The 13,461-nt window shown below is 51.8% G+C and carries 9 protein-coding genes; 2 read left to right on the plus strand and 7 right to left on the minus strand.

Annotated elements, in window-relative coordinates; genetic code table 11:
• Nucleotides 1–276: 276 nt before the first annotated feature.
• The 5 genes from miaA to AB1L42_RS21810 all read right to left on the minus strand — a co-directional run bounded on the left by miaA (nt 277) and on the right by AB1L42_RS21810 (nt 6,514).
• Complete coding sequence (gene miaA / locus AB1L42_RS21790) at nt 277–1,215, minus strand: tRNA (adenosine(37)-N6)-dimethylallyltransferase MiaA (RefSeq protein WP_367061482.1); 939 nt, start codon at nt 1,213–1,215, stop codon at nt 277–279.
• Between the two features lie 141 nt (nt 1,216–1,356).
• Nucleotides 1,357–3,081, minus strand: coding sequence for an arylsulfatase (locus tag AB1L42_RS21795; RefSeq protein WP_367061484.1), 1,725 nt, complete (start codon nt 3,079–3,081; stop codon nt 1,357–1,359).
• A gap of 346 nt (nt 3,082–3,427) precedes the next feature.
• Nucleotides 3,428–3,763: a hypothetical protein gene (locus tag AB1L42_RS21800; protein ID WP_367061486.1), complete on the minus strand. Its 336-nt coding sequence runs from the start codon at nt 3,761–3,763 to the stop codon at nt 3,428–3,430.
• 244 nt (nt 3,764–4,007) lie between these two features.
• On the minus strand, nt 4,008–5,084 hold the full coding sequence (locus tag AB1L42_RS21805; protein WP_367061488.1) for a DUF1559 domain-containing protein: 1,077 nt from the start codon (nt 5,082–5,084) through the stop codon (nt 4,008–4,010).
• A 374-nt stretch (nt 5,085–5,458) separates the two neighbouring features.
• Nucleotides 5,459–6,514: a reverse transcriptase family protein gene (locus tag AB1L42_RS21810; protein WP_367061490.1), complete on the minus strand. Its 1,056-nt coding sequence runs from the start codon at nt 6,512–6,514 to the stop codon at nt 5,459–5,461.
• Between the two features lie 400 nt (nt 6,515–6,914).
• Here AB1L42_RS21810 and AB1L42_RS21815 point away from each other — a divergent pair, with 400 nt between their 5' ends.
• Nucleotides 6,915–9,782 (plus strand): serine hydrolase, encoded by a 2,868-nt coding sequence (locus tag AB1L42_RS21815; protein WP_367061492.1) that lies wholly within the window; start codon nt 6,915–6,917, stop codon nt 9,780–9,782.
• A 6-nt stretch (nt 9,783–9,788) separates the two neighbouring features.
• On the opposite strand, the gene AB1L42_RS21820 is transcribed toward AB1L42_RS21815, so the two are convergent.
• Entirely contained in the window at nt 9,789–10,709 is a 921-nt protein-coding gene (locus tag AB1L42_RS21820; RefSeq protein WP_367061494.1) for a DUF2262 domain-containing protein, read from the minus strand.
• Nucleotides 10,710–11,202: 493 nt separating this feature from the next.
• Here AB1L42_RS21820 and AB1L42_RS21825 point away from each other — a divergent pair, with 493 nt between their 5' ends.
• Entirely contained in the window at nt 11,203–11,922 is a 720-nt protein-coding gene (locus tag AB1L42_RS21825; protein WP_367061496.1) for a PEP-CTERM sorting domain-containing protein, read from the plus strand.
• Between the two features lie 243 nt (nt 11,923–12,165).
• Here the strand turns inward: AB1L42_RS21825 and AB1L42_RS21830 are convergent, their stop codons facing one another.
• Nucleotides 12,166–13,374 (minus strand): sialidase family protein, encoded by a 1,209-nt coding sequence (locus AB1L42_RS21830; protein ID WP_367061499.1) that lies wholly within the window; start codon nt 13,372–13,374, stop codon nt 12,166–12,168.
• Between the last annotated feature and the right edge of the window lie 87 nt (nt 13,375–13,461).

Below are 13,461 nucleotides of genomic sequence, written 5' to 3' on the forward strand. Positions count from 1 at the left end.
GTTCGAACTATGATCAACAGTCATGTGACTCACGAAGCAGTGGTTCACAAGTCAGTTGATGCACAGTCTCTCTGCAAATTCACTGCCACGTCGGCAACTTGGGAGAGAGAGTCAATGATAGTCGATTGATTTCAGGTTGACCAACTCCAGAATTCCAGGCGAAGAGCAACGCAATCGAAAACCGGTTGCGATTTGGGATCGATAGAGAGGTGACCGATGAGTCGATCTACCGTGTTCATCCAAATTACGCTGGGAAACCGTTTCGAAGCAAGTCGGCTATCGTGAGAGAATCCGTTGCAGCAGATCGGTTGCTGTATCTTCTGGTCGGCGCTCAATCGGGCGGCATTCGACGAGATTTCGGAACCAGGTGTGTTGCCTCTTGGCGAACTGCCGCGTGCCGGTTTGGATTTGGGAGATCGTCGCGTCGAGACTCTCTAAGCGACCCTCGAGATAGTCGATCATTTCGCGGTATCCAAGTGCTTGCCGAGCGGATCGCCCGATGGGGGGATCACGCTGAAGAAGTTGCTGCACTTCAGCCACCAAGCCTAACTCAATCATCGATTCGACCCGCGCGTCGATCCGATCTCGTAGCCACGCTCGATCGGGTGAGAGCCAATAGACATGTAAGGGGCGTTCCTCTTTTGGAAGCGGCTCCTCGTTCTGAATGGCGGAGGCTGGTTGACCTGTTAAATGGTGGATTTCGAGCGATCGGATGAGCCGTCGATGATCATTCGGATGCAGACGCTCAGCTGATACGGGATCGACTTTTAAAAGCTCACAGTGAAGCCAGTCCTGATCTTCGGATTGAGCTTGTTCTTGCAACTTGTTTCGAAACTCCCAGTCGGCAGGCGGGCCTTCGAAGACGCCTCTTAGAATCGCCCGCAGATAGAGTCCTGTCCCCCCGACAAAGATGGGAGTCTTACCGCGATTCAAAACATCCCGGCACACTTGTTCTGCGTTCACCAGGTATTCGGCGGTCGAAAACTCTTCATGCGGATCAACGAGGTCAATCAGGTGATGAGGAACGCGGGCTTGTTGTTCTGGCGTCGGCTTAGCTGTGCCAATGTCCATTTGGCGGTAAATCGCCATCGAGTCGAGCGACAGAATTTCTCCATCGAGTTTCTCGGCGAGTTGAAGAGCGAGCTCGGATTTACCAACCGCAGTGGGGCCAGCCAGAAACCAGCACTTTTTGAGGATGTCGACGGGAAACTTCATTAGCGATTTCAGATGAACTCAATCGCCGATAGACGATGTCGTGAAAGCGAAACTGACTCAGTGGTGTTGTTGTCCGATTTCACAGTGTGACTGTGATCTCGGGAGCGTGTATCCTCGCTCATCTTCAGCGAGAGTGAAGCGTCACTCTTCAGATTTTTCTTTTTTGTCGTTCTTCGCTGTTTTCTTCTTCTTGTTCTGGTCGGCACCTTTTTTCTTTTTTGGGTACACAGCGACACGCTCCGCCCATTGATGCCAGGCTGACGACAGCTCCTCAACCTTCTCGGGGTGAGAAGATGCGAGGTCGTTCAACTCGGTACGATCTTTTTCAATGTTATAGAGTTCCCATTTCTCAGGCATGACTCCCTGAGTCGCAGCGACACCTTTTCCGACAAGTTTCCACTCCTGATCTCTGACGAAAGCATTGTTTTCGTGTTCAATGAAAATCGGAGACGTACGATCGAGCGGCTGTTGTGTGATCGCGGGCAATAACGAGACGCCATCAAGTGCGGGAATCGGATTGCCGTGCATCTGCTCCGGATATTCAACGCCAGCAGCATCGAGAATTGTGGGCATGATGTCGATCAACTGTGCGGGGTCGCGATACCAATCTGAGTTCGATTTCACTTGTTTCGGCCAGGACATCAGGAATGGGGTCGAGGTCCCTCCTTCGTGGGCGTAGTGCTTGTAAAGTCGGAATGGCGTGTTGGAAGCATTGGCCCAAGCGGTTCCGTAGCTGTTGGCAGTCTCTTCATTCCGTTTTTCGACGTCATAAAACTCACCGCGTCCGAGAGTTCCGCCTTCAGCGCAGCCTCCGTTGTCTGATAGAAACATGATGAGCGTATTGTCAGCGATTCCTGCTGTTTTCAGGGAGTCGAAGAGTCGTCCCAGGTTTTGATCAATGCGATCGATCATGGCTGCGTAGACCGACATTTTGAGATCCATCTCGTCTTGGGCGTCAGCCTCAAGTGTTTCCCAAGCGGGGACGTCGCTATCACGAGGACTGAGCTGAGTTCCTTCCGGGAGCAATCCGAGTTCGATCTGCTTAGTCAGACGTTGTTCGCGCAGCTGATCCCATCCGATTTGATACTTTCCTCGGTAGCGGGCAATGTCGTCTTCGTGGGCTTGCAGTGGCCAGTGCGGGGCGGTGTAAGCGAGATACAGGAAGAACGGTTTGTCGCCGTTGGTTTCTGACTGCTGTTCCTGAATAAACTGGATCGCGTAGTCGGTGAATGCATCTGTCGTGTAGAACGGTTCGTCGGTCGTGCTCTCAGGGTCTTCGATCTGCTCGTTGCCTAGTGTCATTCCGCGCGGATGAAACGGGTGAAAGAAGCGAGTTGCACCAGCCAGGGAACCGAAATACTTTTCAAACCCACGTTGCAGCGGCCACTGATCTTCGAGTTCCATGCCGAGGTGCCACTTTCCCGTCATGAGAGTGCTGTAACCGGCGGGCTGAAGAATCTCTGCGATCGTGGCGCAATTGCGATTCAGGAAACCGCGGTAGGAGGGAATCCCGAGATCATGACCTTTGGAGTTGGGTGGGTTGGTCATGTGACCGATCCCCGTCTGATGAGGATGAAGACCGGTCATCAAAGTTGCTCGCGTGGGACAGCATCGAGCGGAGTTGTAGAACTGGGAGAAGCGAACTCCCTGTGCGGCCATTTGATCGATGTTCGGCGTCTGAATTTCTCCTCCGTAACATCCGATATCAGAAAATCCCATGTCATCGACAAGGATGACGATGATATTCGGGCGATCTTCGTCATTCGCCACGGCGTGGGAATTCACCGTCGAGCCAAGTAAAAGCGGAGCAATCAGAGCGAGAACAAATTGAAAAGGTCGACTTCCAGCTGCGGTGAAATTGGTCATGTTCGGCCTGACTAAGGAGTTGAACCCAAAACGCTCACATCAGGTGTCTGTTCCCATAAAAAGTGAGAGCAAACGTCAAATATGAAGGAGCGGAAGTATCCTCAACAGACTTTGCAGCATGTTGAAGCGGTTGCATGAAACAGCAATCCAAACAGGACAGCAAGTTTTGATGTTTGGGTCAAGGAGCCCGATAGCACGGATGCACAAACGTGAGCAAGAACTTCAAGAGTCTTGATGATCTGGACCGCAAACTGGATGAGCGTGTTGTTTAGTTTCAATTGAATTGAGACTGTTTGGAACTCGTCTCTTCAGTCCCTGCATTGGTCGAGCGACTGTTTTCGAAGAGTCAGCGATCGACTTGATCGACCATGACTTGTCGACACTCCTGCATCGCGTTTTCCCAGTCTCCGCCTTCCGCCATTTGAATGATGGATTCGAGCATGGCGACTTCGGAATCGGAAATGCTTCCGTCCGCGAGTTCTTTTGACAGGTGTTGCTCAAACTCAGCGAGTCTTATCTCATCCTTTCGATTGCAGATCGAATACAGAGCTTTCGTCAAGTCATAAGACTGCGGGCTGATTTCCGGATAGCCGCATCCCGCGATCAAAGTGAACGTCAGCAGCAGAGCGAACAGAGAGTTTTTCGAAAATGAAAAGCGGTGGCAGTCAGCGTTCTCGTTCATAATTCCGTACCGGTCTTTGAAAACTTCTCTGGGGAACGCAGCAAGCGAGACTTGTAGGCTTGAGCAAGTTGCTCTTTCCTGTGCACTCGCTTCCGCGGTGTCACACATTCGAAAGCTAAGTTTGCTCGTGCGAGTCAGTGCAAACAGAATTTGACACTACTTCTTGATCGTACTTTGCAAAGTGATCGGAGATGCGGTTCGATGCTACCGACTTCACGAGAGTGTCGAATCGTTTTTCATTGGTCTAAAACTCGCCGACGATCTCTCCTTCTGACATGCTGGAGAGTTCAGCCCATGTGAACAGGTCGATGTTCTCTGAGATGAATCGAACAGACCCGTCACCCAGCGTGACATGTCCTCCGCCAAAGTGCTCTGAGTACATCTGGCCAACGTGGAACGTTGGAAAGTTGACCGGGTGGATAATCGGAAAGCCTGTAATGTCGAGTTCTCCCCCGGAAGGCCCCCCGTGAACTAGCACAAGTGTCGCTGCCGCATCCGGACCATTTTCAGGCGATGTGAATTGCGGGTGAGTGAATGCTCCGGGGACGACGCCGACCCAGGTCTTATCACTTAGTCGAGATGAATGCTCGCCGAGGAAAATGGTGTTGGTCGTTCCGTCCGTGATGTCGCGGAAGCGAGTGCGGGAGTTTCTGTAGAAGGGCCCGTCTGCCACTTTGGAGACATCGCCGTTGATTTGAACGACTTGAGTGGTCCCCTCATAAATGTTCGTGAAGACTTCGCCTGTGCGACTCGCTCCGCACTCACCCCAACAGGATTCTTGACCATGGCTCGCGACATAGTGGCTGCGACCAAATTCAATACCACCTCCGTTGATCTGCAGCGGTTGTCCTGTCTCATTCTGAACTAAGAACGAGTCGTGGGAACCTGAGGCGGACGGACATAGGAAGACCGAGAGTTTTGTCGCTTCGACTGGCAGATTGACTGGTGAGTAACTGGGTCTGTTGAGATCGAGTTGGCTATAGAGCGGTCCCTGATCAATGAAGGGGAGCAGCATCGTCGCCCATGACCATCCCGGTCCTCCATCCCAAGTGTTCGGATCAACCATCGCTTGTGGAGGGCCGCTTCCGTCACGGGTGGGATAGCTGTAGTACCCGGCGGGAAAGCAACTATGAGCATCATGGTAGTTGTGGAGTGCTAATCCGATTTGCTTCAGGTTGTTTCGACATTGAGATCGTCTCGCTGCTTCGCGTGCTTGCTGGACAGCTGGCAACAGGAGCGAGATCAGGATGGCGATAATTGCAATCACAACGAGCAGTTCGATGAGCGTGAATGCGGGCCGAGTTTGCGGTTTGATCGGCATTTGAACCTCTTGTTACATTGTAGCGTCAGGTGCGGTCACATCGGGAGTGTAACATTGGCTACTGTGTTGTCAAGAAGTGTTGCAAGTGCAGTTGGATTTCGTCACACGAATCAACAGCTGGAGTTGATTCTGCGGGAAACACTTGTAAAACCAATTCGATTCACAGATTCCCCGGTCGGTTGTCGCCGCAGCTTTTGCTCGCAAGGAACGTTTTTGCGAAAAATTCACAGACGGTCGGTCTGTGCGTCGTTACGGCGACTCTGGCACAAAGTACGCGGGCATTTCGGAGCGCAACGATGCCGGTTCGCGACGATTGAATCACGTCTCAATGATCAAATTTGGACGGCCGCAATTCGAGAGGCTGAGGAAATTGCCTAGTGATTCGTCTCCGTCGACGATTGAGATTCGACCATCGACTCGAGAGCAGCCCAACCTCGAAGTTGTTCTTCCGTCCAGGTCGCTGTTCCGGTCATCTTTAATTTGTGACGGGCGGCGTGTAGTCGACGTCGTAGTTCACGCGGCAGGCAGGCTTTGGAATTCACGTTCAAACCCGTTACTGACTGTCGTTGATGCTGGCGAAGAATGAGCTGCTTTTTCGCATTCAGCTGATAGCCAAAACGTTGAACGATCCATCGCGTCTTGAGGATTATTCCCCGGACTCGCCGGGGATAGTCTTTGGGAAAAGAGAATGTGATGTCATCTGCATAGCGTGTGTAGACACCTTTTCGGCTCTTGGCGAGTTGATCGAGTTGCTCGTCCATCAAAAAATTCACGACGTTGCTCAACCGCGGACTTGTGCTGGCTCCTTGAGGCAGACCTTGATCGTCGCAAGTCAGACGGAGAAGAACGGAAGCTGCTTCTTTCCCCCAGCCGATGCGCCGAAAATAGAGCTCAACTCGATCTCGAAGTGTGTTCCGGAAGAAGTCCACGAGGTCCAGCTTGATGACGACAGCCTGTCCGACGTGAGGCAGGGCGTTATCAACAATAGACAACCCAGCTTCAAAACCTGTTGCGCATCGATGGCTATTGAGCAATGGGAGAAGACGTTGGAGAATTCGTTTCTGGATCTCAGCTGTCGTGGCATCAGGAATTCTGAGAATTCGAGTCCCACCGGATCGTTTGGGAATCGCCCGATCAGAGTATCGAGGAGAATGATGGATCAGTTGCTCTTCAGGAAGATCCAGTCGTCGAGCCAGTTCCGAGACGGTCAGTCCCCATCCCATCCAACTTCGAAAAGCTTGTTGCGGGTTGCCTGATGTCAGCTGGAACAGCGCGGTGATCCATCCGGCGAAAATGAGAACACAGATCACGCCTAAGACGCAAGTGACGACAACCCCCGGCGCCTGATACGCAAGGAGAACTCCCCCAGCGAACACCATGATGGTGCAGCCACAACCGGATGTCACTTGGAAGGTTGTTCGCGCAGACATTCGAAAACCTGAAAAAGAATGGAGCAGCCCATGCTACTCCATTCAAAGCCTTGCGCAGCGTAGCCGTGAACGGATTACGCAGGCAGCGGAGTCTTAACGACCTCATTGAGACCGGGTCGACGAAACATCGACCTGTGCGAAACGCACCACCAAGGCAATTGAACTATCGTTTACCAACTTCGGAACGTCAATCGAAACACCGTAGTCGCCAACTCCTCGCGTGTTTACCTCAAAGCTTGCAAGAAAGATGGCTTCGCCAATACGTGAGACAGTTGCAAAGGAGGCTTCATTTCGCGCAGTATTTAACGCCATTCATTTAGAGTAATCCCACCGGTGCCATCATCTTTTTACGTCGGCTGATCGCTAGATTTGATCGACTGTTAGAGGGGAAGCCTCGCTCATGCCTTCATGTTTGCCTGCCTGTTTAACTTCGTCCGTTTTGTTGTCTGCCTTTCTGGTGCTCACTGTCAACGGAGCGGAAATGTCCGAAGCTGAAGATCAATCTAAGCCGCTCTACGAGCTCGCAATTCTCAACGGACGTGTTGTCGATGGCACGGGTTCGCCGTGGTTCAAAGCTGATCTCGGAATTGTGGACGGAAAGATCGTCAAGGTTGGAAAGATCTCACCGGAGTCGGCGGATGAAGTGATTGATGCCGATGGCCTGATTGTCGCTCCCGGATTTGTTGACATGATGGGGCAGACGGCGACGCCCATGCTGCGAGACCCAGACAGTGCGATCAATCTGCTGACTCAGGGCATCACCACAATCAATGCTGGGGAGGGTGGGTCTGCTGCACCGGTCAGCGAAGCGGAGGCAGCGTCGCTCGGTTGGCAAAACATGATGGAGTATTTCCAAATGCTCGACATGCGGGGGCTGCCCGTCAATGTCGTGCAGACGATTGGTCATACTCAAGTTCGCGTACTTGTGATGGGAGAGGCCGATCGTCGACCGACTCCTGAAGAGTTGAGCGCGATGCAGGATCTCGTGCGGGAAGCAATGGAAGCTGGGGCGATTGGTGTGTCCACCGCCTTGATTTATCCCCCTGCAGTTTACGCAACGACTGAAGAAATCGGAGCGCTTACCGCCGTCGCAGGAGAATATGGCGGCCGGTATTACACGCACATGCGAAATGAAGGTGACCGCCTTCTCGAAGCCATCGATGAAGCTCTCGAAATCGGCCGCATCGGAAAAACGCCCGTTCACATTTTTCATCTCAAAGCAGCTGGTCAGCAAAACTGGGGGAAAATGCAATTGGCGCTCGCTCGAATTCATGCAGCGCGGGCAGAAGGGCAACAGGTGACTGCGGATATTTACCCGTACATCAATAACGGACTCGGCATCGACGCACTCATTCATCCGAGGCACTTCGGCGAAGGGCGGTCCAAATTCCTAAATCGACTCAAAGATGATAAGGAATTGCGTGCAACGGTTCGAGAAGAAATCGAGACAACAAGTGGTTGGGAAAACTGGTATCGCCATACCGGATCAAACTGGGACAGGGTGATTGTCGGTCAAACGAACGAAGCTCGTTATCGAGAGTTGACAGGCAAGTCTGTCGCTGAGATTGCGAAAGCTGTCGACGAAGACGTGTGGGACACCTTCTTCAATCTGTGCATCGCAGGATCATTTGCGCTCCCGGAAACGATGAGCGACGCGAACAAGATCTTGGCCATGCAGCAGCCTTTTGTCTCATTTTGCACCGATGTCGGTCCCGCAGGAGGAAACCGGGGAGCATCACATCCTCGTTCTTTTGGATCGTTTCCGCGAATGCTCTCGCGTTATGTGCGCGGGTTGGGAGCGATTCCATTAGAGCGAGCAATTGCTCAAGCGAGTGCAACAGCTGCCAACAGCGTGATGATTTATGATCGAGGACGAATTGCGGAAGGCCTGGCCGCAGACATCATTGTCTTCGACGAAAACGAAATCGCTGACAAAGCGACATTCACCGATCCCCATGCACTCTCTGTGGGGATGAAGCATGTGGTCGTCAACGGAGAACTCGTCCTCTCTGACGGCGAATACACAGGAAAGCGTCCGGGAATCGTCTTACGCGGTCCAGGCTATCAGGATTCCATTGGATCTCATGCGATTTCATCCGGTGAGACAAGCACCGCCTTTCAGTCTGTCGATGACGTTCTGACAGCGTTCATTCAGGAACACAAGATCCCTGGGGCATCGGTCGCGATTTCGAACGCAGGGAAAGTCGTTTATGCCCGCGGCTTTGGGTACGCGGATGTCGGGCAACGAGAGCCAGTTCGTCCCGAGAGTCTTTTCCGTATCGCCAGCGTTTCGAAACCGATTACGGCAATCGCAGTCCTACAGCTTGTCGAACAGGGAAAATTATCGCTCGATGACAAGGTCTTCGAGCGGCTCGACTATGAGCCTCATCTCCCCGACGGTGTAGACTTCGATGAGCGTCAGAACGACATCACGATTCGGCATCTCCTTCAGCATCGTGGAGGATGGGATCGCGATCAGTCCTTTGACGCAATGTTCAAGTCGATCGAATTCGCCGAAGAACTTGGAGTTGATCCACCCGCAACGCCTGAGACTGTGATTCGTGTTATGCTTGGCAAGCCGCTCGACTTCGCGCCCGGTGAGCGATATGCCTATTCGAACTATGGGTACTGTCTTCTTGGCCGGCTCATCGAAAAGGTTTCCGGTCAGGATTACGAAAGTTATGTCCGTGATCACGTTTTAGAGCCAATTGGTGTCAGTGACATGCAAATCGGCTCAACGCATCTTGCAGGACGAAGATCGAACGAAGTGCGTTATTATCATCCGTGGCAGGGCGAGTCGGTGTTCAAGGCAGATCTACATTCGCCGGTCCCTCACGCCTACGGAGCCTGGTACCTCGAGGCTATGGATTCGCACGGTGCGTGGATTGCATCTGCCTCTGACCTTGTGAAGTTCGCGTCTGCATTCGATTCTCCCGACAGCAGCCCGCTCCTCTCAGAAGAGAGCATTCAAGAAATGTTCGCCCGCCCGGAAGGACTGGCGGGATACGAGGAAAACGGCAATCCAAAAGATCGCTATTACGGGCTGGGATGGTCCATCAAAGTCAATGATGATGAGACCTTCAGTGCGAGCCACGGAGGATCATTGCCTGGCACGAACACAATCCTGATTCGTCGCGAGGATGGACGTAATCTTGCAGTCTTGTTCAACACGCGAGTCAGCGCGAAAACATCGCGAATTATCGGCGATGTCCTTCCTTCGCTCACTCAAGCACTGGACGAAATCGAAGACTGGCCAACCGCGGAATGAAGTCGCTTAACCCTGAATCTCAACCCGAGTCGGACCGTCAGCTAATGTGCCGGAAACCTCGAGTGAGTGGCCCCAGAACAAGTCGCCATCATCCAGCCAGAAGGTGACGTATCCATCAGGAGATACAACAATCGAGTTCACGCTGAGCCGTGATTTGAATGTGCGTGCGTTGACTGGAGATTCATCGTCATCAAGCCAGTCTTCATTCTTCGTTTCCAGCAATTGATCCGCAGCGAGCTGTCGAACGGTTTTATTCCAGTTGGCAGCACTCTTAAACAACTTCTCAGCGTTGATTACAGCCTTCTCTGCTTCTTCAACTGTTTTGGCCTCTAAGCGAAGGTTGATCTTGCTGCGCTGAAACTTCGTTGCCGAAGTAAACCACCCGAGATTTCTTTCCAGAGTGAATTTACCGAGCTTTTTGTGATCGAGTGTGACAGGGTTTTGTAGATCGACGAGGACGCTTTGCATCTCGGAATCGTCGGTCACCTCTTCAATGAATGCCTCATACCACGCATTCGGGGAGCATGGTGTGTCCATAATGCTGAGATATCCTTCCAGAATCGGTCTTCCCTGAACACGCAGAATAATTTCTCGAGATGGCGAGTCTGCTGGCATTCGAACACAGACGAAGTCGGGGTCGTCTCGAGTAATCTGGAGCGTGCCTTGTGTCATTGCCTTTGCAAGAGCCCGTGCATCCGCTTCATCACCTGAACGTCTGAAATAGAGCGTATTGTCAGTTCGAATCGGGCCATCGCCAATTCTCCATGCGATGAACGTCATCGTCATTTTCCAGCGATGCGACCCGTCCTGCTTGCCACAATCAGCAGCTCGGAACCCGTCACTCTTGAGAATTCCAGTGATTTCAGTAACTGGTTGTTTCCGTAAGTCTTCATGAAGCTGTTTCTCCCACTCAACTGCGTCTTTCATTAGGCAACTCCTTGCGAGCTTCGGTCTGTGCACAGTCACAAAATGATCTCAGCCGGTGTTCATATCGGAATCTGTGGATCGGATCAAGCTGCGCAAGTTTTTGGTGAAATCGCTCTCAAACGATTGGAACGACTTCAGAGAGAAATGCTTTGATCGCCACATTTGTGCGAAAGAAATCATGCATTGATGCAGGGGAAACCATCGCACTTGATGCAGCAAATGTGAGCGAGGTCGCATGCCGGAAATCGTCAATCAGGAATTTGGCGTAGTTTGGGAAGATTTCACGCTGAGGGAGGAATATTCGGGTTGTGCAGATTCTGCCGATTCGTCAAATTCGGCCGCTTACGAGATTTCGAGAATCTCGTTGCAAGGCGTATGGAGGCTAATTTAGCTTCTGGTAATTCTGTTGTTGAGCAATCTTAGTTTTTACGGTGACAAGGGTCTAAAAATGCGATTTATGAAGTTTAGTTTCTTATGTTGTGCCGTTGTGGCAATGGCGTCTTCATCGGCCTTTGCTGGTCTGGTTGATCTTTCAACATGGAGCAACGAAGGGGGCGGAAACTGGGTTCCACAGACAACAGTCTCTCCTAACGATTCAGTGCTACAGACACTGAACAGTGACACAACAGTGTTTTACAACAACCAGAACAGTCAGGGAAAATCGCTGTCTGGAAAAGTTAAAGTTCAGACGGGAAGTGATGACGACTGGTTTGGGTTTGTACTCGGTTATGATGCCGGTGACCTGAGCAGCGCCACAGCAGACTTCATTCTGATCGACTGGAAACAGGGAACCCAGAGTGGCTGGGACGCAGGATTGGCGATTTCTCGTGTCACCGGGGCAATGCAGTCGGGCGGCACGTCAACGAACTCCCCAGCATGGGATCACAATGGCCCTGTCAATTTTCTTCAACGTGGAGCAACGCTCGGAAACGTTGGATGGCAGGATAATGTTGAGTACGCGTTCGATATTGAGTTTACGTCTTCAAACATTAAAGTTTTCGTTGATGGTGTCTTGCAATTTGACATTAACGGAACTTTCGAAGACGGTTCATTCGGCTTCTATAACTATTCACAGCCAAGCGTTCTCTACGCAGCTGTTGAAGAAGATGTCTTGCCGCCTTCGACAGTGCCTGAACCAACTTCCATGGCATTGCTAGGAATGGGGCTGGTTGGACTGGGGCTGAGCCGACGTCGATCCACAAAGCGTTCGTAAAGAGCTTGCAAGATGGTTGGTCGAGGCTCTATCAGAATGTTTGTTTTATGTGACTATCATTAGTTAACATGAACAGGCCTTGGAGTAAGAATACTGGACAGCATCGGAGTGCTGATTCCTGATGTCCAGGTCCTAATCAACTTGATAGATTGCTTTGATGCTATTTTTATGCTCGATACCTGAGCAGTGAAAGCTTGAAAAGCCTCTTTGGTAGCATTGCCAAAGAGGCTTTATTTCGTGAGTTTACTCTCGATTCTTCAGCGGACGAGAAATCAGCATCTTGAGGCGTGAACCTTCATTCACCAACTTTCCCGCCTGAATATCTGCCTCTGTAAATCGGGCGAGCAAAATTTCTCCATCGGTCGAGCGGTTTCGATCGTAGGAAATAAAGATCGTCCCATCTGGGCTCTGAAAGCCGTCGGGATACGAAATTCCGTTTCGCTCGTCCAAGACCAGCCCCCCATTCCAGGTTTCGCCGTCATCGTCGGAAAGCCACGCACTCAATTGAACACGTCCGGAGTGCGAATCGATTTTATCTCCATGCTTGATCAGGAGGAGTCGGCCCGATCGCAGGCGACGAATGTGAAATCGAGCCACGGGATGTTTGATCGCAGAAAGCACCGGAGTTGACCAAGTCGATCCGGAGTCAGTCGAAGTGGATTCCATGATTCCGTTGCGAGTCCGAGCCAACATCCACAATGTTCCATCCGTTTTTTCGACGACCATGTGTTCATGCCAGTCAGGCTGCGGGAAGTTCGCCATTCCTCGTCGTGTCCATGTAGTTCCCTCATCGGTCGATACAAAGACATTCGCTCCACGCAACGGGTCAAGATCCCGGAAGCAACCCTGAAACTCGTGAAGTCCTCCACGTTCGTCCAGAGAAATGGGCAGCATCCACTCGCCAGAGGAAACCACGACAGGTTTGTTGAGAGTGACACCGTGCCAGATGCGTTTGGGCTCGGACCAATGCGGAGTTTCTGAGTCAGGGTCACTACAGACAGTGGCCCAGACACCGCCTCTTCCGTCGAACATCTTCATTGACTGGTCAAAGAACAACCAGAGTCGTCCCATCGGATCGGTCCAGAGATTCCCGACGAGTGTACTGCGATCCATCGGAAGTTCCGGGGAATGAGTGTCGATCACTAGTCGCGGCTTCGACCAGGTTTCCCCTTCGTCGTCACTTGTGGCCAGTACAAAAAATGCTTTCGGGCTGTCACCACCAGCAACCCAACAGGCCCAGATGCGACCCTCTGGAGTGCGGTCGATTCCAATCGTCATCCCATAGTCGAGTTGATCGTAGTCGTAATCGGGGAGAGGTGACGTATTGAGAGTCGGTGTTTCAAGTGCGTGATCGGCAATTTTCTCAAGCTCTGCGATTCGATCAGTCTCTTGACCAAAGATGAACTGCTGAGCGAGAAGCGTGAAGATGATCGCGATAACGGTTTTAATCATTTGGGCTTCGCTGTTGTCTCTGGAGTGAATGTTTTCCATAGCCGGAAACAGAAAAGCTGCACCGGCTTAGCTGCTCGTTCACTCTAG

Source organism: Thalassoglobus sp. JC818, from assembly GCF_040717535.1.
In the GTDB taxonomy this organism is placed as follows: domain Bacteria; phylum Planctomycetota; class Planctomycetia; order Planctomycetales; family Planctomycetaceae; genus Thalassoglobus.

Bases quoted from the DNA above. Each gene is read 5' to 3' on its own strand.
- AB1L42_RS21825 (WP_367061496.1), top strand. From the start codon at position 11,203: ATGGCGTCTTCATCGGCCTTTGCTGGTCTGGTTGATCTTTCAACATGG.
- AB1L42_RS21795 (WP_367061484.1), bottom strand. From the start codon at position 3,081: ATGACCAATTTCACCGCAGCTGGAAGTCGACCTTTTCAATTTGTTCTC.
- AB1L42_RS21815 (WP_367061492.1), top strand. From the start codon at position 6,915: ATGCCTTCATGTTTGCCTGCCTGTTTAACTTCGTCCGTTTTGTTGTCT.
- AB1L42_RS21805 (WP_367061488.1), bottom strand. From the start codon at position 5,084: ATGCCGATCAAACCGCAAACTCGGCCCGCATTCACGCTCATCGAACTG.
- miaA (WP_367061482.1), bottom strand. From the start codon at position 1,215: ATGAAGTTTCCCGTCGACATCCTCAAAAAGTGCTGGTTTCTGGCTGGC.
- AB1L42_RS21820 (WP_367061494.1), bottom strand. From the start codon at position 10,709: ATGAAAGACGCAGTTGAGTGGGAGAAACAGCTTCATGAAGACTTACGG.
- AB1L42_RS21800 (WP_367061486.1), bottom strand. From the start codon at position 3,763: ATGAACGAGAACGCTGACTGCCACCGCTTTTCATTTTCGAAAAACTCT.
- AB1L42_RS21830 (WP_367061499.1), bottom strand. From the start codon at position 13,374: ATGATTAAAACCGTTATCGCGATCATCTTCACGCTTCTCGCTCAGCAG.
- AB1L42_RS21810 (WP_367061490.1), bottom strand. From the start codon at position 6,514: ATGTCTGCGCGAACAACCTTCCAAGTGACATCCGGTTGTGGCTGCACC.